The sequence below is a fragment of the Streptomyces sp. NPDC036764 genome (assembly GCF_055609385.1).
In genome coordinates this window covers 341890-364851 of sequence record NZ_JBVJPT010000008.1, presented here as the reverse complement: position 1 = coordinate 364851, position 22962 = coordinate 341890, and the positions used below count along the sequence as shown (strand labels likewise).

Genomic DNA, 22962 nt, shown 5'->3' with positions numbered 1-22962 from the left:
GATCGACTGCGCTCTACGACGTACGCGGTGGCCGAAGGGTTGTACGCGGGCTGCCGCGAGTCATCCCGGGGGTGGGTGGCTCAAAGGCCCCTCCGGCGCCGCTGACTGTGTGCGCCTCGGTTCTCCCTCTTGGAGAACTGTTGGACATCGCCTGGAGATCCCGGCCCGCGGAAAAACGGACCCTCGCAACTCCCTGTGTGTAAGTATTCGCACGTTGTGGTGGGGGAGGGATGTCATGTCCGGTCAGCCTGCGGCGTTCATGAGCTATGTCCGTTTCAACGATCAGCATGACGACGGCCTGCTCAGCCAGTTCAGGGAACGGCTCGGTGCCGAGGTGCGGGCGCAGACGGGCGAGGAGTTCGCGATCTTCCAGGATCGCAACGATGTCGCCTGGGGCCAGAACTGGCAGCAGCGCATCGACGAAGCGCTGGACGCGGTGACACTGTTGCTGGTCATCGTCACGCCGAGCCTGTTCCGCAGCCCCGCCTGCCGGTCGGAGGTGACGCGGTTCCTGGAGCGGGAGCGCGACCTGGGCCGCACGGACCTGATCCTGCCGGTGTACTACATCAGCGCCCAGGAGCTGGACGTTCCCGAGCTGCGCGAAACCGACGAGATGGCCCGGTTACTCCACTCACGCCAGTACGCCGACTGGCGCGAGCTGCGGTTCGAGCCGTTCACCTCGCCAGTGGTCCGCAAGGCCACCGCACAGTTGGCGTCCCGTATGCGGGACACGTTCTGGAAGCCGCCCGCCGCCGTCCGGGAGCCCACCGCCCGCCTCACGGAGGCGCATGAAGAGGGACCCAGGGTCACGGAACGGATGGGTGGGGGTGTCAGGAGGAGCACGGCCAAGTCCGAACCGCCGACCCATGTGGTCGACCCCTACCACCGGGGAGACTTCACGACCATCGGTGCGGCGATCAAGGCCGCGCAACCGGGCGACCGGATCCTGGTCCGGCCAGGTCTCTACGAGGAGGGCCTGGTGATCGACAAACCGCTGGAGGTCCTCGGCGACGGCCCGGCCGCCGACATCCAGATCCGCACCGGCGACGCCGACGCCCTGATGTTCCAGGCCAGCATCGGCCGGGTCGCCAACCTGACCTTGCGTCAGACGGGGGCGGACTGGTTCGGCGTGGACATCACCCAGGGGCGGCTGGAACTCGAAGGCTGCGACATCAGCAGTCAGGGGCTCTCGTGCGTCGCCATCCGCGGCGGAGCCGACCCGCGCCTGCGCCGCAACCAGATCCACGACGGCAAGCAGTCCGGCGTCTACGTCTTCGACAGCGGTCTGGGGACGCTGGAGGACAACGACATCACCGCCAACACCAGGGGCGGTGTGGCGATCAGCGGGGCCGGCAACCCCACCCTGCGGCGCAACCAGATCCACGACAACAAGTCGGCCGGCGTCTACGTCTTCGACAACGGTCTGGGGATGCTGGAGGACAACGACATCGCCGCCAACACCATGCAGGGCGTGGCGATCAGCAAGGGCGGCAACCCCACATTGCGCCACAACCAGATCCACGACAACAAACAGTCCGGCGTCTACGTCAACGGCAACGGCCTGGGGACGCTGGAGGACAACGACATCGCCGCCAACACCAGGACGGGTGTGGCGATCAGCGGAGGCGGCAACCCCACCCTGCGCCGCAACCACATCCACGACAACAAACAGTCCGGCGTCTACGTCTACGACAACGGCCTCGGCGCGCTGGAGGACAACGACATCACCGCCAACGCCATGCAGGGCGTGGCGATCAGCGGGGCCGGCAACCCCACCCTGCGCCGCAACCACATCCGCGACAACACGTCGGCCGGCGTCTACGTCTACGACAGCGGCCTGGGGACGTTCGAGAACAACGACATCACCGCCAACACCATGCAGGGCGTGGCGATCAAAGAGGGCGGCAACCCCACCCTGCGCCACAACCAGATCCACCACAACAAGCAGTCCGGCGTCTACGTCTACGACAACGGCCTCGGGGCGCTGGAAGACAACGACATCAGCGCCAACAGCAGGACGGGTGTGGCGATCAGCAAGGGCGGCGACCCCACCCTGCGCCACAACCAGATCCACGACAACAAACAGTCCGGCGTCTACGTCAATGACAGCGGCCTGGGGACGCTGGAGGACAACGACATCACCGCCAACAGCAGGGCGGGCGTGGAGATCAAGACGCACGGCAAGTCGAACCTGCGCACCAATCGGATCAAGGGCAACGAATATGAGGCCGTTTGGATCTACGAGGGAGGTGGCGGTGTGGTCGAGGACAATGATCTGAGAGGCAACAGCAGGGGCGCTTGGGACCTCGCGGCGGATTGCCTGGGCCTTGTGGTCCGTGCCCGCAACAAAGAGTGAGGCCACGGGTCGGCGAACGGCCCCGTACCCGGATGGGCCGGGGCCATCGGTGAGATGGTGCTGCGGCGGGGCTACTTGGTGATCGTCACCGTCGTCCGGGCTGTTGCGGGCGTGTGTTGGCCGTCGCCCTTGTACGTGGCGGTGTAGGTGATGTCGCCCGTCGCACGCGGGGTCTGCGTGAGCGTGAACTCACCCGTAGTCGTGGAGATGGGGAAGGTGCCGACCGGGGTGCCGGCCGGGTGGTCCGCGTCTGTGCGGGTCACTTCCACCGTCGTACCCGCGGGGAAGGGCTCCCCTGCCCACAACTGGCCCGTGATGGTCAGCTCCTTGCCCTTGCGGGAGGTTGCGGGGGCCTGGAGGTTGAGGGTGGTGTCCAGCTTGCCGGCGTCCGGCAGGACGTGGAGTGTGGGGGCGCTGCCGTAGGAGAAGCCCGTGATCGCGAAGAGGCGGTTCTCGTCCGGGGCCCAGGCGAGGCCGTCGCGCTGGAGGTCGTTCACGGCGTACTCGTGGAGCGACGGCCAGGTGGTGCCAGGGCGGTAGGTCTTCACGAAGTCGCCGTCCGCACCCGTCGCCACCGTGCCGTCCGTCGCCACGGCCACCGCGTTCGGGAACTGCCAGCTCGAGTAGGAGCCGTTCGACGTCAGGTCCGACACGCGCACGATCTGGTGGTCGTACGGGTTGTTCGCGGCCACGACGATGTTCTGGCCGTCCGCCGTCACCGCGAAGTCGTTGAGGAACGAGATCGACGGCGACGAGGTGAAGCCGCGCTCGGCTCGCTTCTGCAGGGCGCCGGTCGACGTGTCGTAGACCGCCAGGGTCGCCGGGCTGACCCCCTCCTCCCCCGCCACCAGGACGTTCGGGTCGGCGGGCGACGATGCCAGGGACGGGGCATAGGACCAGTACCGGCCGCTCGGGACGAGCGTCGCCACGGGGGACGGTGCGGCCACGTCCAGCGAGCCGATGCCGCCGCTGCTGCCGACCGTGTAGCCGAACCACAGCTTGCCGCCCGCCGTCGCCAGGGTCTGGGGCTCGGTGTCCGCGCCGGTCGGGTAGCGGTTGGTCTCGGTGAGGGTGGCGGTGTCGATCTCGGCGATCGCGCCCGCCGTCGACAGGGCCACGTACAGCTTGCTCGAGTCCGCCGAGAGCGCGAGGCCGGCGGCCCCCTCCTCGGCGGTGATCTGCCGGACCACCGTGCCCGCGTAGTCGGTGACGACGATGCTGCCGCCACTCGGGTCGCTGACGAACACCAGGTCGTGCACTCCGTCGACGACGATGTCCCGGAACGAGGCGCTGGGCAGCGCCACGCCCGCCGCGCCTGCGGCCTCCTCTGCCGTGGCGCTCACCGACCCCGCCCCGATCAGGGTCAGCGAGCCGATCAGTGCCGTTGCGGCCGCGAGGGCGGCGCGTTTGTGGATGCGCAAGTGAACAGGACCTCCTCGGATTCGGGCGGTCGTTTTCGACCTCCCGTTCGAAGAGCGCAGGAAGGTGACCATGTGTCACCCGGTTCGATGTGCCTCGGTCACTTCGGCGACCTGCTGGGTCAGGCCAGGCCGAACCTCTCCGCATGCACCTGTCGTGCCGGGACTTGCAGGTCCCGCAGTCCGGCGAGTACGGCCGCCGTCATGGCGGGCGGGCCGCAGACGTACACGTCGCGTCCGGTGATGTCGGGGACCATCCGGTACAGGTTGCCCGGGTCGAAGGGCGGGGTGCCGCCCTCGCCGGTCCTACCGGTGATGAGGTGCAGTCGTCCGCCCCGTAGCGCTACCAGATGGCGAACCTCGTCCAGCAGTACGGCGTCGGCCTCGCTGCGGACCCGGTACAGCACGACGAAGTCGCCGGTCGTCTGGTCCTCCAGCATGGCGCGCACGGGTGTGATGCCCACGCCGCCGGCGATCAGCAGGACGCCGGGCCGGGAGCGGTGCAGCGAGGTGAAGGCGCCGTACGGTCCCTCGACGAAGGCACGGCTGCCGACCGGGACGTTCCGCAGGCCGGCGCTGGTGCTGCCGGCCGCCTTGGCCGTGAGGCGCAGCCCTCGTCCGTCGGGCGCCGCCGACAGGGAGAAGGGGTTGGCCAGCCACCAGTGGTGGTGCCCGGGGAACCGCCAGATGCAGAACTGGCCCGCACGGGCGGGGAGTTTGTCGAGGTGTCGGCCGGTGACGTACACGGAGACCACGTTGTCCGACTCGGGAACCACGGCCGCGACGCGGAACTGGTGGTAGGAGTTGCGCCACAGCGGCATGACGACACGGCCCGTCAGCAGCGCACCGAAGGCGAACAGCCACAGGATCCACCAGTACGCCGTGGCGAACGCGGAGGACGTGAACGTCGTCGTCTCCTGCAACTGGTGGACGAACGCAAGGCCCAGGGCGACGTAGAGCAGCAGGTGCAGACCGTGCCAGACCTCGTACTGGAGGCGTCGGCGCAGGCCGCGGGTGGAGATCACGGCGATCACGACGATGATGGCCGCGGCGAGCATGCCGAGCAGGGAGGCCGGCACGCCGCTCAGCGCCACGAACGTCTTCCCCATCGACGTGTCGTCGAGCGTCGCGTAGCCGAGCACCACCAGGGTGGCGTGGGTGAGGACGGTCCACAGCAGGGTGAAGCCGACCCAGCGGTGCCACACCGTGAGCCGGTCCATGCCGATACGGCGGTCCAGCCACGGCAGCCGGGCCACCAGCAGCAGTTGGAACAGCATCAGCAGGGCCGCGTGCAGGCCGAAGAACTTGGCGACCGTGAGTACGCCGTTCTTTCCCTCACCGGCGCTGATGAACAACGCCTCGACGATCACCACGTTGACGATGACGAATGTCCACATCGCCCCGCGCGCCGCCTGCACCGGAAGTACGGCGCCTCTGCGCACCGCGTTGCTCGCTGTCGTCATGGTCGCCTCTCATCCCCCCGAGGTCGCAGTACTTGCGACCCGTGTGCACAAACCCCATGAAGATCGGTGAATTCGCCCTAATGCACACCTCGATCGGGTAAGGATACGGCTCGCGGACCGGATCCGTTCATGCCGGAACGACCCCAATCCGGGGGGAGTTCGGCGCGTTCGGCGCTTCAGTAACATCAGAAGCAGCGCGTGATGACCGAGGGCGATCGGGAGTGGAGCAGGGGATGTCGGACGAGGAGTTCACGCACGCCCTGGACGCGGTTCTGCACGACCTGCGTGCGCAGTCCTCCGTACAGCCGAGGCTGGAGGAACACCCCGAGTTCGGGCTCGTCATGTATGCGCGCGACGGCAGCGGGCAGGGCATCGTCCCGCCCTGGGACCCCACTCCGGCGGAACGTCTGGCGAACCTCGCCGATCAGGTTCAGGACTGGGCGGTCGAGGCGCTCTGCGCGGAGGGTGCGCCGGCTGTGTGGCCGCACTGTCCGCAGCACCCGGACAACCATCCCCTCACGGCGACCGTCGCGGGCGGTACGGCTGTCTGGGCGTGCCCGAAGAGCGGGGCGGCCTTCGGGCGGATCGGCACGCTGGAGGCTCGATAGAGCTGTGCGGCGCCCCCCACCCGCACACCCTGACGACGCCGGGTCACGCCTCCTGCGTATCCAGGCGCTCCACCTCCGCCGCTGCCGCGTCCGCCCTGCGCCGCGCCTCGCGGACCCCGCGGTCGGCCGTGCGCGCACCCTCCCGTGCCGCCTGTTCCGCGGAACGCGCCTGCTGTTGCTCCTCCCTGGCGTGCTGGAGTTCGGCGGTCAGGTCGCTGACGCGCTGTTGGGCCTCGTCCCAGCGCTTCTTGGCCGCGAACGCCTCGCGGCTCGCGGTCGCCGCCTCCTTCTCCCGGGTGCGCAGTTCCCGTGCGGCCCCGTCGGCCTCCTTTCGGGCCTTGGTGAGCCGTCGGCGCCGGTCCGCGGCCGCTGCCTTGGCGGCCTTGGTGCCGGGACGCCCCGAAGGCGGGGATGCGGCAGGCCGTGGGGGTACGGGGGCGGCGCCTTCGGCGACGGCGGGGAATCCCGTGCTCGCGGTGAGGGGCTTGACCAGCCTGCCGGTCGCCCATTCCCGGGCCGCCTCGGGGTCGGCGAGGACGGCACGCAGGGTGTCCTCGACCTCGTGGCGGGCGGCTTCGGTGATCGGGCGGCCTGCCTGTGCGGCCAGTTGTCCGGCCTGCCGGGACAGGGCGGTGATCAGGACCCGTTGCTGCCGGCTCAGCTCACGCAGTTGCGCGCCGTCCAGGTCGCGGTGGGCCTGCCGCAGGCCCTCGCCGAGCCGGAGCAGCGGTTCGACCTCGCCAGGGCTTTCGTGGACCAGGAGGTTGCCGGCCCAGGCCGACAGGCTCGGGCGGCGCAGCTTGCCGATGCGGTCCGCCAGCGCGCGGTCGCCGGCCGTGCGGGCCTCGGCCATCCGGGCCGCGCGGGTGGCGGTGAACTCCTCCGGCCGCAGCCTGTACAGCTCGTCGGCGACAGTTTCCAGGTCCATCGACGCTCCCTCTTCGCGCCGGCCGCGAAGGAACTCCCCGCGCCCGCCGAGCGCGGCTCCCCGCGCCGCAGAGGTCCGTATCGATTTTCGCACCCTGGGGCCGCGGTGCGCAGGCCCGGCGGGGTCGGGCTACTTCCAGGCGCGGTCCAGGAAATCGGCGATCAGCGGTGCGATCTCCCGCAGATGCGTCTCCAGGGCGAAGTGGCCTGTGTCGAGGAGGTGCAGTTCGGCGTCGGGCAGGTCGCGCAGGTAGGCGCGGGCGCCGGGCTCGGTGAAGAAGGGGTCGTTGCGGCCCCAGGTGATGAGGGTGGGCGGGGTGTGGCGGCGCAGCCACGCCTGCCAGTCGGCGTAGCGCTCGAAGTTCGAGCGGTAGTCGAAGATCAGTGACCGCTGGGCCTCCTTGCGGCCGGGCCGGTCCAGGAAGTGCTGGTCGAGGGTCCAGCCGTCGGGGGCGATCAGGTCGAGGTCGGCGACGCCGGTCTCGTACTGGCTGCGGGTGCCGGCGAGGGTGAGCACGCCGTCGATGGTGGCGTCGGCGCCGGGGGTCTCCGGGGTGAGGCCGATCAGGCCGAGGGCCATCTCGGAGAGGCCCTCCTCGTAGGCGTTGCCGTTCTGCACGACCAGGCCGGCGATCCACTCCGGGTGGCGCTCGGCGACGCGCAGGCCGATGGGGGCGCCGAAGTCGAAGACGTACATCACGAACCGGTCCAGGCCCAGGCCGCGGACGAAGCCCTCGGTGATGTCGGCGAGCCGGTCGAAGGTGTACGTGAACCCGTCCGGGGCCTGGGTGTGCCCGAAGCCGGGGTGGTCGGGGGCGATCAGCCGGTAGTGCGAGCCGAGCGCGTCGATGAGGCCGCGGAACTGGTGCGAGCCGGAGGGAAACCCGTGCAGGAGCAGGAGCACGGGGGCGTCGGGTCGGTCGGGGACGGACTCCCGGTAGAAGACGCGGACGCCGTCCACGTCCAGGTGGCGGTGGAGCGTGCGGGGGGTCGGAGCAAGCATGACCGGTCTCCTTCGAGCGGGTTCCGATGGGTTACGGATTCCTAATGGGTTGCGACTTGATTCATGCGTTAGGGCAAGCCTGCGCCCGCACTGGCTAACGTGTCAACCCCCGCATGTACCATTAGCCCATGAGCGATCCCGCACCGCTGACCGGAGAGCCCCTGGCTCTGGACCTGGTCAACACCCGGCCGACCACGGGCGACCTGCTGACCACGCCCGACGGGCTGCGGGCCTGGTGGGTGCTGGAAGCCGAACGGCTCTCGGAGGACGTACCGGAAGAGGTCGGCGACGCCGATCTGGCGGCGGTGCTCGCCGTACGGGAGCACACCGCGCGCGCCCTCGATCGTGTACGCAGGGGGGAGCGGCCCTCGGACGAGGACATCGAGGGGCTCAACCGGGCGCAGCGCGCCGCGCCGGCGATCAGTGAGCTGGTGTGGGACGGGTCGGCGACGGCCGTCGCGCGGCGGCGCGAGGGCTCACCCGGGGTGCGGCTGGCCGCCGGGCTCGCGGAGGCCGCCGCCGAGCTGCTGGCGGATCCGGCGGTCGGCGGAATCCGCAAGTGCGAGGCCGACGACTGCGTGATGCTCTTCCTGCCCACCCATCCGCGCCGCCGCTGGTGCGCGGCCGCCCGCTGCGGCAATCGGATGCGCGTCGCCCGGCACTACCAGCGCCACAAGGGGGAACAGCCGGAGGCCGGCTGAGCGGGGAACGCGCGCCGGGCCGGACCGGGAAGGCGAGCAGGAGGAGCCGGCACCCTCAGGGCTTGCGGCCCACCCCGCAGTACGCGTCGACCGCCACCGTCGCCGGATCCGCGGGCCCCAGGATGTCGGGGCGCCACTCGGGGACCTGGACGATGCCCGGGTCCACCAGGTCCAGGCCGTCGAAGAAGCCGGCGATCTCGCCGATGCTGCGGACGTGGTAGGGCACGGCGCCGCTCGCGTTGTACGCCTCCGATGCGGCGATCATGCCCTCGCTGGTGGCCGTGCTGTCGCTGATCACCAGGTGGCTGCCCGCGGGGAGACCGGCCAGCAGCCGGCGCACGAGGTTGCGGGCCTGGTCGTAGTCGGCGACATGGCCGAGGGTGTTGAGGATCATCAGGGCGACCGGCCGGGAGAGGTCGAGGGTGCCCGCGGCGGCCTCCAGAACGGCCTCGGGCCGGTGGAGGTCGGCCTCCAGGTACGTCGTCGCGCCCTGCGGGGTGCTGGTGAGCAGGGCGTTCGCCTGTGCCAGCACGATGGGGTCGTTGTCGACGTAGACGATCCGGGCGTCCGGGGCCACACGCTGGGCGACCTGGTGGGTGTTGTCGGCGGTCGGCAAGCCGGTGCCGATGTCCAGGAACTGCCGGATGCCCACCTCACCGGCGAGATGGCGTACGGCACGGCCCAGGAAGTGCCGGCTGGTGACGGCCACCTCGACCAGGCCCGGGAAGATCTCCTTGATCTCGTCGCCGATCCGCCGGTCGACCTCGTAGTGGTCCTCGCCGCCGACGAAGTAGTTCCAGAAGCGGGCCGAGTGGGGCTTGGTGGGATCGTCGGGCACGGCGGGCCTCCTGCTGAGCGTTGCCAATGGTCAAATCAGCAACCAACCTAGGTCAACTCCCCTTGTCCATACGGGAGTTGACTCAGATATGCCTCACGCACCGTGATGTTCTGGCCATCTCCTGCAGGGGTCGGTCGTCACTGGTCCAGATACGCCAGCACGGCCAGCACCCGCCGGTTGTCGGCATCCCCCGGCAGCAGGCCCAGCTTGGTGAAGATGTTGCCGATGTGCTTGGCGACGGCCTTCTCCGAGATGAACAGCCCTTGTGCGATACCGGCGTTGGAACGCCCCTGCGCCACCCACTCCAGGACCTCGCGCTCGCGTGCGGACAGGCTGCCCACCGCTTCGTCGCGCTCCTTGCGGACCAGCAGCATGGAGATCACCTCGGCGTCCAGCGCGGTGCCGCCCTCGGCCACCCGGCGAATGGAGTCCAGGAACTGGCTGCCGTTGGTGACCCGGTCCTTCAGCATGTAGCCGACGCCCCGGCCACCGTCGGCCAGCAACTCCCGTGCGTAGAGCGGCTCGACGTACTGGGACAGGAGCAGCACCGGCAGGTCCGGCATCTGCTCGCGGGCCGCCAGCACCGCGCGCAGGCCCTCGTCGGTGAAGGTCGGCGGCAGCCGGACGTCGACGACCGCGACATCCGGCCGCTCCCTGATGAGCGCGTCCAGCAGTTCCGTACCGTTGTCCACGGCGGCGACGACCTCGTGGCCGTACGCGCCGAGCAGGCGGATGAGTCCGTCCCTCAGGAGGAAGTGGTCTTCGGCGAGGGCAATGCGCACGGAAGCTCCATCGTCACCATGGTCGGTCCGTTCACGGGGCTGTTCACGGCCAGTACTCCGTCGAAGGTGGCGAGGCGGCGCTCGATGCCCCGCAGGCCGGTGCCGCGCGAGGCGTCCGCACCGCCGTGGCCGTCGTCCGTGACGGTGATGCGGAGCATCCCGCGATCGTAATGGATGTCGATCTCGGCCCGGTCGGCTCCGGAGTGCTTGGCGACGTTGGTGAGGATCTCCGAGATCGCGAAGTAGGCCGCCGATTCGACCGGCATCTCGGGGCGGCCCGGGAGGTCGACCTGGACCTCGGTGGGGACCGGGCAGACCATGGCCAACGCCCTTACCGCATCGACGAGTCCACGGTCGGCGAGTACCGGCGGGTGGATGCCGCGGACCAGGTTGCGCAGTTCCTCCAGCGCCTTGGAGGAGGACTCGCGCGCCTCGATCAGCAGGGCGCGCACGGCCTGAGGGTTGCTCTCCAGGAGGTGTTCGGCGGCGTCCAGGGTCATGCCCATCGCCACCAGGCGGGCCTGGGCGCCGTCGTGCAGGTCGCGTTCGATCCGGCGGATCTCGGCCATCTGCGTGTCGACGGCGTCGGAGCGGGTGGTGGCCAGGTGCTGGATGCGGCCGGCCATCATCTCGCTCTCGCTCGGGGCGAGCATCGAGCGGGTGTACAGGGCGTGCCGGCGCACGGCGCGCGGCGCCGACCACAGGGCCAGCGGCAACTGGAGGACGCCGAGCACACCGGCGAGGACGGCGGTGGCCTGCCCCTCGATCGGGATGAACTGGTACCACAGGCCGTCCCATTCGACGGACAGCGGAACACCGAAGAAGGCGAGGAAGATGCCCCACACTCCGCTGAGGATCAGGGCGAGCGGGAAGAACGCGAAGAACGCGCCGGCCAGCGGGTCGACGAGCACCCAGACCCACTCCCGCCGGGTCTGCGGGTCGCTCGTGATCCACCGGTAGCGGGCGGCCACCCCTGAGGCGCTCTCGGGCACGGGCGGCAGCGGTCCGGGCGGGCCGGGGATCTCCACCCCCGACCAGCGCAGCGCCAGTTCGCGCCGGCGGGCGGCCAGGTTGCGCACGCCCTCCATGGCGCGCGGCACCAAGCCGAGGCCGGGGCCCATCAGCCAGATCGCGCCGGAGACCGCCAGGGACGGGCCGAAGGCCGCCGTGGACAGCCAGCACAGGGTCATCGCCCGCCGCAGTCCCACCAGCCCTGCCGCGACCGAGAATCCCCTGATCCCGTCCGGCGGGCGGTTCACCCCGAGCTGCGTCGTGCGGTCCATACGACCCGGTCCTCTCTGCTGCCTGTGCGCTACGTGGGCCGAAGTGCCCCGTGCCCTCATTGTCGCGACCGTCGGGGTGCTGACGCAGTGGGAAAAACTCCCCTCTTGGGCGACCGAAAAGGGGTGCGCGTGGCCCCGCTGAAGCTGCTGCGACCGGGCTCACTCCGCGGCGGCGGTCACCGGCCCGCTGTCCCGCACCTGACGGCGGCCGGCCGTCGCGAGCGTCAGGGTCACGGCGAGCGAGGCGAGCGCCATGACGGTCATCGCCACTGCGGGCGAGGTCAGTTGGGCCACCGTACCGGCGAGGGCCGCGGCGACGCCCTGCATGGTGAGCATCCCGGCGGCGCGCAATCCGAGGGCGTGGCCCGCGAGTTCGTCGGGGGTGAGGGCCATCAGCCGCTCCTGCTGGGCGAGGGTCGCGCCGAAGCCGACGGAGGCGACGCACACGGCCAGGGCGGCCCACGGCATGCCGGGCCGCAGTGCGAAGAGCAGGTACGGCGTGGCCAGCAGCACGAGGAGCGGGACGGGGAGCCGGGGGCGCAGGGCGGGCGGTACGAAGCGGCCCACGCTCAGATCACCGGCGAACATGCCCAGCGCCGCACAGGCGAACAGGGCGCCGGCAGCGCCGGAGTCGTAGGACACGAAGAGGGATTCACAGCCGACGATCAGACCGTTGGGGAGCCACATGCCCAGGTAGGTGAGGCGGCGGGGGCGCGAGGACCACAAGAGGGCGTTCGTGCGCCAGGTCGCCGAGACCGAGGGGCGGCCCGAGGAGCGCGGCGGGCGGGCCGTCAGGCCCAGCCGGATGACGAGGGACGCGAGGGCGTACAGCGCCGCCGACAGGAGCAGACAGGTACGGGGGGACAGCAGCGTCAGCAGGGCGCCGCCCGTCGCGAAACCGACGACCTGCACCAGCCCGAAGACCATGTTGAACACCGAACGGCCCAGCACGAAGCCGTCCTTGGGCAGGATCTCGTTGAGCAGGCCCCCGGTCACTCCCCCGCCCAGCGAGGCGATCAGGCCCTGGAGGAAGACGACGCCGAAGACCGCCCCGATCGGCAGGCCGGGCAGCGCCAGCACCGCGGTGCAGCCGGCGAAGGCGAGGCTGATGCTGCTCAGCGTCGCCCGCGGGGGCAGCCGGTCGGCGCCCGACAGGAGGAAGGTCGCCCCGAGCATCTGCGCGAGCTGCGGCCCGAACATGCTCACCGCCGACAGCAGCGGCGAGTCGGTGGCCCGGTAGACCAGCGTGGCGAGCGCCAGCCCGCCGATCGTCAGGGCCGCGCCCTGGGCCGCGGAGGCAAGGAAGAACGGAGTGAACTCGGGGGTGCGGAAGAGCTCGCGGTAGCTGCGCATGCGCGGAGTCTGCGGGGGTGCGAGCGGCGGTCGTATTGTTTCGCGCGGACGCGAAAACACCGGGGGGAGCTCATGGGCTGGTGGCAGCTCAACGCGGACACGCTCGTCCGCAGCCGCTTCGTCATCTCCCCGTTCGCCGAGACCTTCGCGAGCCTGAAGCTGCTGCACGCGGGCATCCCCGCGCACCCCGGCGAGCAGGTCTGGCTCCGCGCCCACCTGCCCGCCTACCGCGCCCGCCTCGCCGCCGACCCCGCGACCGCACAGCTCGTGCGCGCCGCCCTCGGCCGGTCCTGGATCGCCGACTTCATCGCCCCCACCCCCAAGGACGGGGAGACCTTCGAGGAGGTCGTCGCCCGGGTCCGCTCGGCCGACCCCGCCGCGGCCCGCGCCAACCTCACCGTCTCCCTCGCCGGCCCCCTGCCCGCCGCACTGGACCGCGACGACCTTCCCGACCGTGCCGCCGCACTCCTCGAACACGTCTGGACCCGGGCGGTACGGCCGTCCTGGGACCGGCGCCGGCGGATCCTGGAGGCGGACGTCGCCGCCCGGACCGCGCGGGTGAGCCAGGGCGGCTGGGCGGCGGTGCTGGACTCCCTGCGGCCGGGGCAGACCCGCTGGCTGGGCGGGAACCGGCTCCAGGTGAACCTCAACGAGTACCCGCCCCGCGAGATCTCCGGCGCCGAGCTGGTCTTCATGCCGGTCACCCCGAAGACCGGCTGGGTCTCCTGGGAGGAGCCCGACCGATACGCCCTCGTCTACGCCTGCACAGGCGCCCTGACCGACCCCGGCGCCCGGCGCGCGGCGGCGAGCCTGGAGGCGCTGCTCGGATCGGCGCGCGCGGAGGTACTCGTGCTTCTCGGCTCCCCTCTCAGTACGACCCATCTGGTCGCCGTGACCGGGCAGGGCCTGGGTTCGGTGGGGCGGCATCTGCGGGTGCTGCGGGACGCCGGGCTCGTGGAGCGCCGACGAGCCGGGCGTTCCATGCTGTATTCCAGAACAGCGGCAGGAGACGTACTGGTGGACGCGCCCCTTCAGGGGCGCGGGGAACTGCGCGACCGGCCACACTCAACCCGCGGGTTTCCATCCGGCTCACCCACCGGAGTTAGCATCCGCCTCATGACGACTGCAGACAGCAACGAAAACTCCCCCCTCGACGTCAACATCAACGCCCTCACCGGCGGCGCCGCCGACCTCGCCCAGTACGCCGGCCAGGCGGTCCTCATCGTGAACGTGGCGTCCAAGTGCGGACTCACCCCGCAGTACAACGGCCTGGAGAAGCTCCAGGAGCGCTACGCGGAGCGCGGCTTCACCGTGCTCGGCGTGCCCTGCAACCAGTTCATGGGCCAGGAGCCCGGCACCGCCGACGAGATCGCGGAGTTCTGCTCGGCGACGTACGGCGTGACCTTCCCGATGACCGAGAAGGTCGAGGTGAACGGGGAGGGCCGGCACGCGCTGTACGAGCGCCTCGTGGACTTCGCCGACGCCGAGGGACACACCGGCGACATCCGCTGGAACTTCGAGAAGTTCCTGATCGGCCGCGACGGCACCGTCGTCGCCCGCTTCTCGCCGCAGACCGAGCCGGAGGCCGCCGAGCTCGTGGCGGCCGTCGAGGGCCAGCTCGCCTGAGCGGCCGTTGACCTTGCCCCTGGGGCAGGGCTGAGCCTCCTTGTCACCGGGCGGATCGAGCCGCCCGGTGACGGAGGATGAGGCCGTGGACGACGAACTGCTCACCATCGGCGCGTTCGCCGCGCGGGCCCGGCTCTCGGCCAAGGCGCTGCGGCTGTACGACCGCCTGAGGCTGCTGCCGCCCGCGCAGGTCGACGAGGCCAGCGGCTACCGCTACTACCGCGCCGACCAGGTCGAGCGGGCCCGTCTGGTGGCACTGCTGCGCCAACTGGACATGCCGCTCGCCCTGATCGCGGAGGTCGTGGAGGCCCCGGACGGGGCGACGGCCGCCGACCGGCTCGCCGCGTACTGGGCGGACGTCGAGGTCCGGGTGGCGGGACAGCGCACCCTCGCCGAATACCTCCGTGGACGACTGTCGGGGAGGAGCTCCGAGATGTACGGAAAGTTCGTGGTCGAGACGGTGGACGTGCCCGAGCAGGTGGTGATCAGCGAGGCCCGGCATGTGCTGGCGGGCGAGCTGCCGGCCTGGATCGGGGCGTCGCTGGGCCGGCTGGAGGCGGCGGCGGGCGAGTGCGGCGGTGTCACCGCGCCGCCGTTCGTCGTCTACCACTCCGAGGTGTCGATGGAGAGCGACGGCCCGGCCGAGTCCTGTGTGCCGGTCGCCGACGAGGCGGCGGCGCGGGCGTGGGCCGACAAGCACGGCCGTACCTGGGAGACGAAGGTGAGTGTGCGACCCGCCCAGAGGCTGGCCTACACCCGGATCACCAAGGCCCAGGTGGCCCATCCGCAGATCCTCGCCGCCTTCGAGGCGGTGGAGGAGTGGATCGCCCGGGAGGGTCTGGAACAGGCAGGCCCGTGCCGTGAGGTGTACTTCGCGGACTGGGAGGCGGCGGGGGCGCAGGATCCGGTGTGCGATGTGGCGTTCCCGGTGAGGTGATCCCGGTCGGCTGATCCGTGGGCCGGCACCGGCCGGCCCACGGGGCACAGCCGAGCCCTCTCGGCAAGGACGGCGGGCTGGTCGAGAGGGCTCTTGTCGTGCTTGTGCAGTTGTCGGTCGCCGGTCGGTGGAAGGTGCGGGTTCAGACAGCCCCGCCCCTTACGCCTTGACCGACGCCACGAAGGTGTTCCACGCGTCCGCGGGGAACGCCAGGACGGGGCCCTCGGGCACCTTGGAGTCCCGCACCGCCATGGCCGCTACGAGCGGCGACTTGACCTCGACGCACGCGCCGTTACCTGTCGAGTACGAGGACTTGGTCCACGTGTCCGTGGCACCCTGACGAATTGCCATGTTCGCTCCGAATTACCAGATGTTGAGTTGCTGTCACCGCCCTGCGCGTCCGGACCGGATCCCGCAGGACGATTCACGCCAACCTTGTTGTTCGGTGGCGTGATCGACGCTACTCGCCAACATCGGCTGACGAAGCGACTATTCACTCGGGTGGGTGGCATATTCCAGTGGAGTCTTCCATCCCGGCCGGGGGACGGTGTACCGTGCGGCTCTTCTCCGGCCGGACGGGTGCTCAGCGCGCGTATTCCTTCGCGATGTCCGCGATGAACTGCCGCGACTGGTCCACGTTCAGGGCCTGCGCCCGCAGGTGCTCGTACATCACGCTGTACTTCTGGACGTCGTTCGCCTTCTCCAGGTACAGGTCGCTGGTGACGCCCTCGATGTAGACGACGCTGGAGTCGGCCGCGTCCGGGAACTCCAGGATCGCGTACTGCCCGTTGAGGCCCGGGTGCGCTCCCATGTCGAACGGGATGACCTGCACGGTGACGTGCGGCAACTGGGACTGCTCGACGAGCTGCTCCAACTGGTCGCGCATGAGCGAGCGGTTGCCGACCACACGACGCAGGGCGGCCTCGTCCAGGACCGTCCACAGCCGCAGCGGGTTCTCCTCGGTGGAGATTCGTTCCTGTCGGCGCATGCGCACCTGGACCCGCTTCTCGATCTCGGCCTGCGCCGTCTCCGGCAGCGCCCCGGCGATCAGGGCCTCGGCGTACTGCTTGGTCTGCAACAACCCCGGGACGACCTGCGGGTCGTACACGCGCAGGCTCGCCGCGTCCGTCTCCAGCCCGATGTAGACGCTGTAGGGGATGTCGCCGAAGGAGTGCCACCATCCTTGCTGGCGCGAATCCTTGGCCATCTGCATCAGCGAGTCCACGATCCGGTGGTCCTCCACCTCGTAGACCCCGCACAGGTCACGGACGTCGCGCTGGCTGATGCTGCGCCGTCCGTTCTCCAGACGGCTGATCTTCGACTGCGACACCAGCAGCCGCTCGGCCACTTCCTCGGCCGTCATGCCCTTGAGCTCGCGGAGCCGGCGCAGCTCCTGGCCCAGCCGGCGTCGCCTGACGGTGGGATTGACATTGGACGCCACGGGACGTGCACCTCCGGCTGCCTGCCTGCGATTGCCACTTTGCGTATCTGCTGTTGAGCAGACTGCCACCAAGGTGCTTACTACCGCTGGGAAACGGTGGATATGCGCTGGATACACGCCAGTTCGCCAAGTCCCCCGCACATGCGGCCGCGCGGGGCGGCGGGACCGTGACGCCATCCGGCGGTGCGGATGTGCGGACGTACGGTCCCGTCGCCCCGCGCGGACCAGCGGCTCCCGTACCGGTCTTGGGGACTGCGGTGCGGCGGCGCACTTCGCGTGCGTGGTGTGCGGGTCGTGCCTGTGGTGCGGGTGGTGCGCGTGCTGGATCAGGTGGTGCGTGCGCCGGATCCGGTGATGCGAGTCGTGGAACTGCGGCTCAGTGGGCCACGACACGCGCCATGGATCCGCGGCGCGGCTGCACCGGAACGCCACGGGCGGGTTCCGCTGCGGCCCTGCCTCCGGGGGCGGCCTGCCGGCCGGCCGGGGCCGGGTTGCGACGCGGCTGGGCCGCCGCGCCGTTCTGGACGTCCATCACGGCGTGCGCGACGAGACCGCCCATGGGGTCGTGCCTGATCAGGTCCCTGAGCCGGGACCGAGAGGAACGCCCCTCGTTGCCCGGGTACAGGTGCTTGCCGAGACCGACCGCGTGCGCCAGGGCGGCGAGCGCCGCGGTCCGCGGGTCCGGCGGTACGCCGGTGCGGATCGCGGAATCCAGCCGGGCCCTGATCTCCCGGCTGATGTCGGTGTCCGTCGCCTGGTAGCGAGTCGTCGGAAGCACTCCGCACATCTGGCCTGCCACCGCGGCAACCATGCCGCACCGCTCCAGATGCGAGAGGTAGGTCTGGCGCAGCCCCAGCCGGGGCCCGCCGATCCAGTGGACGGCACGGACCGGAGCGCCACGCCTTCGCAGCAACTCCAGTGCGCAGTCCAGTGTTGGATCTCCAGTCGGCCGTGGTGCCACCACGGCGATACGATCCCCGTCAGGGGCTATACGTCCGGCCAGCGCGAGCTCCACTAGCTGCGCTCCGGCCAGACCGAGGTCGAGCGACTGCGGCTGTGCGGTGGTACCCGTGGTCGGGTCCAGCGCCAGCAGCAGAAGCTCCTCCGGAAGTGTTCTGCGGCTCCTGCCCATCCATGCCTCCCCGCGTGGATGAAAGACAGGGTGACCCCTCTCACATTGGTCTGTCGAGAGTGCGTGACCGGTTCGTAAGGGAACCGGTAGGTATGTCGTTCTCGTCTACCGCGTCAGTGGGGGGCCGCGCACAGGACACTGGTACATGGTTCGGGCAGCGGCACGGGATCGTGCGGGCGCGGTGTCCGGGCGACGGCTCACGGTTCGGCAGACGCACGGAGGCCGTGCGGCGGCACATGGAGGAGGCATCGGTGGCGGGCGAGTCCCCCGACAGGTCGAAGCAGCGCGAGTCGTCGGCAGAACCGACGTCGGGGAGCGCGATTCCGGTTCCCGAATCCAGGCCCGAACCCGAGGGCGGCGGCGAGAAGCGCGACCCGCGCCTCGCGGTGGCCCGGGAGACCACGGCCCCGCAGAAGCCGGCGGCGTCCCGCGGCGGCGTGGACACGGCGACGCGGGTACTGTCCCGCCGCGAACTGGAGGCGGTGCGGGCCGAGCTGGAGTCCGAGGACGCCGGGAACTCCGGGCCTGACGACGCGGACGACGCGACGGCGGAGGCCGGGGACGCGAAGACGGACGCGACGGCGGACGCGAAGAACGCGGCGGGTACGGCGGGCGATGCGCAGGACGCGACGGCGGACGCCGAAGACGCGAAGACGGACGCGAAGGACGCGGCGGGCACGGCGACCGCTGCGGGCGATGCGCCGGACGCCGAGGACGCGAAGGCGGATGTCCCGGACGCCGAAGACGCGGCAGCGGATGCCGACGGTGCCGAAGGCACGGATGCCGTGGCCGAGCGTGCCGGGGCGGGCGATGCCGCGGATGCCGAGCCGGCGCAGGGCGCGAAGGCCGAGGCGGACGCGAAAGACGCGCAGGACGCCAGGACCGACGGTGACGCCGAGTCCGGGTCGAGCGACGACCGGCTGAAGGCCGCCGTGGCGGCTTGGGTGGCCACGTCGGACACCGACGGCAAGGACACGGCGTCGGACGCGGACGGCGCTGCCGAGAGTGCCGACAGCGATGTCGAGGCGGACGCCACCGCGGCCTCCGACGACGACGCCTCCACGACCGCCGAGGACGGCTCGGACGAGGCCCCTGAGGCGTCTGAGGCCCCTGAGGCGCCCGCCGGGGCCGACAAGGACGCTGCCGCCGCCTCTGAAGGCTCCACCAAGGACGCCGACGCCGACGAGCCCTCCAAGACCCCCGAGGCAGCTACGGCCGCCGACGGAGCCGACAAGGCAAAGGACGCCGCCCCGAAGGACCCCCGCCGGGCCTCCGCCACCGGAGCCCCCGAGGACGCCGCTCCCGGCAAGGACGCCAAGACCGACGCGCCGGCCAAGGATGGTGCGCCGGCCAAGGGCGACGCTGGTGCGGCCAAGGGCGACGGTGGTGCGGGCAAGCACGTCGATCAGCCGACCGCCGTCTTCAAGGCCGTACGGCCCGCCAAGCCCTCCGTCGACCAGCCGACGACCATGCTGAAGGCCCCCCAGCCCGAGGCTCCCGCCGAGCGCACCAGCAAGTTCGTCGCGCTGAAGCCGGACATCCGGCAGGACGCCCCGAAGCCGCCGGTCACCCCGAGCGCCCCGAAGCCGCCGGTCACCCCGAGCGCCCCGAAGCCGCCCATCACCCCGGACGCTCCGAAGCCGCCGGTCACCCCGGACGCTCCGAAGCCGCCCGTCACCCCGAGCGCCCCGGACGTCACCGCCGCCGTCCCGCAGATCGGCCCCGAGCGCACCACCCAGCAGCCGCTGCCGCCGAAGCCGCCGCTCGATCTGCTGGCCGAGCTGACGAACACCCCGCCGCCCCCGGACACCGCGGTCCGGACCGCCATCCGGCGGGTCAAGATCTGGACGCCCCTGGTCATCCTGCTCGCGATCGTCTTCGCGGTCGTGCAGTCGGTGCGCCCGCTCCCGGCCCCCACCCTGGAGCTGACCGCCAAGGACTCCTACACCTTCGACGGCAGCAAGATCGACATTCCGTGGCCCGCCGACGGCCAGGCCGCGCTGGACGTCGACGGCATCGGCACCTTCGGCTCCTCCGGCGACCAGAAGCCCGTTCCGATCGCCAGTGTCGCCAAGGTCATGACCGCGTACCTCGTCCTGCGCGACCGCCCGCTCAAGAGCGGCGACGAGGGCCCGAAGATCAAGATCGACCAGCTCGCGGAGGACCAGTCGAACGCGGGCCAGGAGTCGACGGTCGACGTCACCGCCGGTGACGAGATCACCCAGCGCGAGGCCCTTGAGAGCATCCTGATCGCATCCGCGAACAACGTGGCCCGGCTGCTGGCCCGTTGGGACGCCGGCTCGGAGAAGTCGTTCGTGGCGAAGATGAACGCCGCCGCCAAGGACCTCGGCATGACGAACACGACGTACACCGACCCCTCCGGCCTGAACGACACCACCGTCAGCACGGCCGTGGACCAGGTGAAGCTCGCCAAGGCGGCGATGAAGTTCCCCGCCTTCCGTGAGGTCGCCGCGATGATGTCGTACGACGACTACAAGGGGACGAACCACTCCAACTGGAACCAGCTCGTCGGCAAGAACGACGTCGTCGGCATCAAGACCGGCACCACCACCTCCGCCCTCGGCAACCTCGTGTTCGCCGCGAAGAAGGAGATCGGCGGCGAGACCCGGACCATCGTCGGCGCCGTCGTCCGCCAGCCCGCCGGCGGTCCGGAGAACACCATCCTGAGCGCCGCGCTGGACGGCGGCGACCAGCTCATCCGCGCCGCGCAGGACGCGCTTCAGTCGGCGACGATCCTGAAGAAGGGCGACGTCGTCGGGTACGTCGACGACGGTCTCGGCGGTCGCACCGCGGTCGTCGCCACCAAGGACGTCACGGCGATCGGCTGGTCGGGCCTGAAGGTGAAGCTGACCTTCGCGCCCGACGAGGTGCCGCACACCGCGAAGGCCGGCACCCAGGTGGGCACGCTCACCGTGGGCGACGGCAGCAGCGGCGCGGTCAAGATCCCGGTCGCCCTCCAGACGGAGCTGACCGAGCCGGGCTTCACGGACAAGCTGACCCGTATCGCCTGACCCTCGGGCATCCGAAGGGACCCTCGCGCAGCCCGCCGACGGCGCTCGTCGGCGGGCTGCGTGCTAGCGTCACGAAACGGGCAGGTCGTCGCTCGCAAGGCGCGACCGGAGAACCTTCAGGGTCTGGGCCGGCAACACGCGGGAAACGGGACGCGGCCAGAACAGAAGACGGGACAGCACGGGGAGTGCCTCAGACGTGGCCACTGCGGAGCCGACACGCGCCGACGACGCCGATCCGGAACGGGGAGCCGGTCCGCGAATACGCGTACCCGCGCCACGCACGGGAGAGGGTCCAAGCCCTGCGGAGGACAGACCTCCGTCGCGGCTGACCGCCGCCCTCGGCACCCTGCGTGAGCGTCTGCTGCGTCACCCGGTGCTGTCCGTCACGGCCCTGGCCGGGCTTCTCCACATCGTCTGGTTCTTCACGTTCGCGAACAGCGGCGGCGATCTCGCGGCCCAGGACGCCTGGGCCGAGTTCGTCGGCCGGCACCCGGACTCGGCCTACAACCTGGCCTGGTACGGCGGCATGCACCCGGTGTCGTACAGCGTGGTGTCGCCGTATCTGATGTCGGTGCTCGGCGTCCGTACGACGATGATGATCGCGGGGACCATCTCCGCGGGCCTGCTGACGCTGGTCCTGCTGCGCAGCCGTTCGGTGCGCAATCCGCTGTGGGCCGCGCTCGCCGGGGTCTTCGGGTTCATCGCCAACGCGATCTCCGGGCGGGTCACCTTCGGTCTGGGCACCATGTTCGCGCTGGGCGCGGTCGCCGTCGTGTTCTGCTGGCCGTACCGCTGGCGCTACAAACGCTGGGCGAAGGCGCTGTGCGCGGCGCCGCTGGCCGCGCTCGCCACCATGGCGTCGCCGGTCGCCGGGCTGTTCGTGGGCTTCGTGGCGGTGGCGCTGTTCCTCCAGAAGCGCCGGCCGGGCGCCTGGGCGCTGGGCATCGCGCCGACGGTCGTGGTCGCGGTGTCGGCCTGGCTGTTCCCCTTCTCCGGCACCCAGCCGATGGTGATCGGATCGGTGCTCCTGCCGCTGCTGTGCGCCGTCGTCACCTTCCTGATCGTGCCCGAGGAGTGGAAGACGGTCCGGCTGGTGTCCGCGGTGTACGGCCTCTCGGTCGTCCTGGTCTGGGTGGTCAGCTCGCAGATCGGTTCCAACATCACGCGCCTGGCGATGCTGTTCGCCGGGACGGCGCTGGTGGCCGCGCTGCCCTATACGGTGCCCCGCTCGCGCAAGTGGTACGCGGGCGTGCTGGCGCTGCTCACCTTCGTCGGCTGGATCGGCTACAAGACCGTCGACGACATCATTCACGCCGCCCCGGCCGCGTCCTGGGCGCGCGAGCTGGCGCCGCTCGTCAACGAGCTCCAGGAGGTCGGCGCCGAGAAGGGCCGCGTCGAGGTCGTCCCGGCCCGCTCCCACCGTGAGGCCTCCGCCCTCGCGCCGTACGTGAACCTGGCCCGCGGCTGGAACCGCCAGGCCGACATGGAGCGCAACCCGCTCTTCTACGACGACACCCTCAACTCCGCGAACTACCGCGAGTGGCTCCAGCGCTGGGCCGTGCACTTCGTGGTGCTGCCCAAGGACGAGCCGGACCCCTCGGCGGCGGAGCGCGAGCGGGAGCTGGTGCAGCGCGGCATGCCGTATCTGAAGCAGGTGTGGGGCGACGCCAACTGGCAGCTCTTCCAGGTGACCGCCCCGGCGCCGCTCGCCGAGCCGAACGCCGTCGTCGAGCGGGCCGAGCAGGGCGAGATGACGATGCGGGTCAGCAAGCCCGGCCGCATCCTCATCCGCATCCCCTACTCGCCCTGGCTGAGCATCGTCGACGCCGACGGCAAGAAGCTCGACCCGCCGAAGGAGACCGAGGAGTCCAAGGACCGCCCCGACGGCGAGCCGAAGTCGTACGACAACGTCAACGGCTGCCTGACGGAGACGGAGGAGGACGCCCTCGGCGACAGGTGGACGACCCTGGTCGCCCCGAAGGCGGGCACCTACCGGCTGGCCGCGCCCTACACGGTGCCGCGCGGCACCCCCTGCCCGGAGGAGCTGCGCTGACCCGGCCGG

At 70.8% G+C, this 22962-nt stretch carries 18 protein-coding genes and 1 pseudogene; 8 read left to right on the top strand and 11 right to left on the bottom strand.

The genetic code is table 11. The features are described from left to right. Nucleotides 1-235 precede the first annotated feature (235 nt). On the top strand, nucleotides 236-2356 hold the full coding sequence (locus ACZ69Q_RS28510) for a right-handed parallel beta-helix repeat-containing protein (protein WP_471046912.1): 2121 nt from the start codon (nucleotides 236-238) through the stop codon (nucleotides 2354-2356). 71 nt (nucleotides 2357-2427) lie between these two features. Here the strand turns inward: ACZ69Q_RS28510 and ACZ69Q_RS28505 are convergent, their stop codons facing one another. Together ACZ69Q_RS28505 and ACZ69Q_RS28500 are read right to left on the bottom strand one after the other, a co-directional pair. After that, the gene (locus ACZ69Q_RS28505) at nucleotides 2428-3777 is read right to left on the bottom strand and encodes a YncE family protein (protein WP_471046910.1); all 1350 of its coding nucleotides are present in this window, start codon (nucleotides 3775-3777) and stop codon (nucleotides 2428-2430) included. A gap of 119 nt (nucleotides 3778-3896) precedes the next feature. Continuing rightward, nucleotides 3897-5237: a ferredoxin reductase family protein gene (locus ACZ69Q_RS28500; protein ID WP_471046908.1), complete on the bottom strand. Its 1341-nt coding sequence runs from the start codon at nucleotides 5235-5237 to the stop codon at nucleotides 3897-3899. A gap of 233 nt (nucleotides 5238-5470) precedes the next feature. Between ACZ69Q_RS28500 and ACZ69Q_RS28495 the strand changes: the two genes are divergently transcribed. Next, entirely contained in the window at nucleotides 5471-5845 is a 375-nt protein-coding gene (locus ACZ69Q_RS28495) for a hypothetical protein (protein ID WP_471046906.1), read from the top strand. A 43-nt stretch (nucleotides 5846-5888) separates the two neighbouring features. Here ACZ69Q_RS28495 and ACZ69Q_RS28490 read toward each other — a convergent pair whose 3' ends face one another. Beyond that, on the bottom strand, nucleotides 5889-6773 hold the full coding sequence (locus tag ACZ69Q_RS28490) for a hypothetical protein (RefSeq protein ID WP_471046904.1): 885 nt from the start codon (nucleotides 6771-6773) through the stop codon (nucleotides 5889-5891). Nucleotides 6774-6902: 129 nt separating this feature from the next. Beyond that, nucleotides 6903-7775 (bottom strand): alpha/beta fold hydrolase, encoded by an 873-nt coding sequence (locus ACZ69Q_RS28485; protein WP_471046902.1) that lies wholly within the window; start codon nucleotides 7773-7775, stop codon nucleotides 6903-6905. A 128-nt stretch (nucleotides 7776-7903) separates the two neighbouring features. Between ACZ69Q_RS28485 and ACZ69Q_RS28480 the strand changes: the two genes are divergently transcribed. Further along, nucleotides 7904-8476 carry a CGNR zinc finger domain-containing protein gene (locus ACZ69Q_RS28480; protein ID WP_471046900.1) on the top strand — a complete coding sequence of 191 codons (573 nt, stop codon included), beginning with the start codon at nucleotides 7904-7906 and terminating at the stop codon, nucleotides 8474-8476. Nucleotides 8477-8531: 55 nt separating this feature from the next. Here the strand turns inward: ACZ69Q_RS28480 and ACZ69Q_RS28475 are convergent, their stop codons facing one another. The 4 genes from ACZ69Q_RS28475 to ACZ69Q_RS28460 form a co-directional block, all read right to left on the bottom strand. Next, nucleotides 8532-9314 carry an SAM-dependent methyltransferase gene (locus tag ACZ69Q_RS28475; protein WP_471046898.1) on the bottom strand — a complete coding sequence of 261 codons (783 nt, stop codon included), beginning with the start codon at nucleotides 9312-9314 and terminating at the stop codon, nucleotides 8532-8534. Between the two features lie 137 nt (nucleotides 9315-9451). Then, entirely contained in the window at nucleotides 9452-10096 is a 645-nt protein-coding gene (locus tag ACZ69Q_RS28470; protein ID WP_471046896.1) for a LuxR C-terminal-related transcriptional regulator, read from the bottom strand. Further along, complete coding sequence (locus ACZ69Q_RS28465; RefSeq protein WP_471046895.1) at nucleotides 10060-11379, bottom strand: sensor histidine kinase; 1320 nt, start codon at nucleotides 11377-11379, stop codon at nucleotides 10060-10062. The genes ACZ69Q_RS28470 and ACZ69Q_RS28465 overlap by 37 nt, the downstream gene beginning before the upstream one ends. Before the next feature lie 159 nt (nucleotides 11380-11538). Then, nucleotides 11539-12732: an MFS transporter gene (locus ACZ69Q_RS28460; RefSeq protein ID WP_471046893.1), complete on the bottom strand. Its 1194-nt coding sequence runs from the start codon at nucleotides 12730-12732 to the stop codon at nucleotides 11539-11541. Between the two features lie 72 nt (nucleotides 12733-12804). On the opposite strand from ACZ69Q_RS28460, the pseudogene ACZ69Q_RS28455 reads away from it, so the two are divergent. The 3 genes and pseudogenes from ACZ69Q_RS28455 to ACZ69Q_RS28445 form a co-directional block, all read left to right on the top strand. After that, nucleotides 12805-13758: pseudogene (locus ACZ69Q_RS28455) on the top strand (ArsR/SmtB family transcription factor); the annotation flags it as partial. Between the two features lie 90 nt (nucleotides 13759-13848). Further along, on the top strand, nucleotides 13849-14358 hold the full coding sequence (locus tag ACZ69Q_RS28450; RefSeq protein ID WP_471046951.1) for a glutathione peroxidase: 510 nt from the start codon (nucleotides 13849-13851) through the stop codon (nucleotides 14356-14358). An 85-nt stretch (nucleotides 14359-14443) separates the two neighbouring features. After that, nucleotides 14444-15295, top strand: a complete 852-nt coding sequence (locus tag ACZ69Q_RS28445; protein ID WP_471046891.1) for a MerR family transcriptional regulator — start codon at nucleotides 14444-14446, stop codon at nucleotides 15293-15295. A gap of 159 nt (nucleotides 15296-15454) precedes the next feature. Here ACZ69Q_RS28445 and ACZ69Q_RS28440 read toward each other — a convergent pair whose 3' ends face one another. The 3 genes from ACZ69Q_RS28440 to ACZ69Q_RS28430 all read right to left on the bottom strand — a co-directional run bounded on the left by ACZ69Q_RS28440 (nucleotide 15455) and on the right by ACZ69Q_RS28430 (nucleotide 17868). After that, nucleotides 15455-15646, bottom strand: a complete 192-nt coding sequence (locus ACZ69Q_RS28440; protein ID WP_471046889.1) for a DUF397 domain-containing protein — start codon at nucleotides 15644-15646, stop codon at nucleotides 15455-15457. 232 nt (nucleotides 15647-15878) lie between these two features. Then, nucleotides 15879-16736 (bottom strand): helix-turn-helix domain-containing protein, encoded by an 858-nt coding sequence (locus tag ACZ69Q_RS28435; RefSeq protein WP_030967808.1) that lies wholly within the window; start codon nucleotides 16734-16736, stop codon nucleotides 15879-15881. A 376-nt stretch (nucleotides 16737-17112) separates the two neighbouring features. After that, on the bottom strand, nucleotides 17113-17868 hold the full coding sequence (locus ACZ69Q_RS28430) for a GOLPH3/VPS74 family protein (RefSeq protein WP_471046887.1): 756 nt from the start codon (nucleotides 17866-17868) through the stop codon (nucleotides 17113-17115). 251 nt (nucleotides 17869-18119) lie between these two features. Between ACZ69Q_RS28430 and ACZ69Q_RS28425 the strand changes: the two genes are divergently transcribed. Beyond that, nucleotides 18120-20900, top strand: a complete 2781-nt coding sequence (locus tag ACZ69Q_RS28425; RefSeq protein WP_471046886.1) for a D-alanyl-D-alanine carboxypeptidase — start codon at nucleotides 18120-18122, stop codon at nucleotides 20898-20900. A gap of 196 nt (nucleotides 20901-21096) precedes the next feature. Then, complete coding sequence (locus ACZ69Q_RS28420) at nucleotides 21097-22953, top strand: MFS transporter (RefSeq protein WP_471046884.1); 1857 nt, start codon at nucleotides 21097-21099, stop codon at nucleotides 22951-22953. The last annotated feature ends 9 nt before the right edge of the window (nucleotides 22954-22962 follow it).

Coding starts and splice junctions, on each gene's coding strand:
- ACZ69Q_RS28510 (WP_471046912.1), top strand. CDS start 236: ATGTCCGGTCAGCCTGCGGCGTTCATGAGCTATGTCCGTTTCAACGAT.
- ACZ69Q_RS28500 (WP_471046908.1), bottom strand. CDS start 5,237: ATGACGACAGCGAGCAACGCGGTGCGCAGAGGCGCCGTACTTCCGGTG.
- ACZ69Q_RS28495 (WP_471046906.1), top strand. CDS start 5,471: ATGTCGGACGAGGAGTTCACGCACGCCCTGGACGCGGTTCTGCACGAC.
- ACZ69Q_RS28490 (WP_471046904.1), bottom strand. CDS start 6,773: ATGGACCTGGAAACTGTCGCCGACGAGCTGTACAGGCTGCGGCCGGAG.
- ACZ69Q_RS28485 (WP_471046902.1), bottom strand. CDS start 7,775: ATGCTTGCTCCGACCCCCCGCACGCTCCACCGCCACCTGGACGTGGAC.
- ACZ69Q_RS28480 (WP_471046900.1), top strand. CDS start 7,904: ATGAGCGATCCCGCACCGCTGACCGGAGAGCCCCTGGCTCTGGACCTG.
- ACZ69Q_RS28465 (WP_471046895.1), bottom strand. CDS start 11,379: ATGGACCGCACGACGCAGCTCGGGGTGAACCGCCCGCCGGACGGGATC.
- ACZ69Q_RS28460 (WP_471046893.1), bottom strand. CDS start 12,732: ATGCGCAGCTACCGCGAGCTCTTCCGCACCCCCGAGTTCACTCCGTTC.
- ACZ69Q_RS28450 (WP_471046951.1), top strand. CDS start 13,849: ATGACGACTGCAGACAGCAACGAAAACTCCCCCCTCGACGTCAACATC.
- ACZ69Q_RS28440 (WP_471046889.1), bottom strand. CDS start 15,646: ATGGCAATTCGTCAGGGTGCCACGGACACGTGGACCAAGTCCTCGTAC.
- ACZ69Q_RS28430 (WP_471046887.1), bottom strand. CDS start 17,868: ATGGGCAGGAGCCGCAGAACACTTCCGGAGGAGCTTCTGCTGCTGGCG.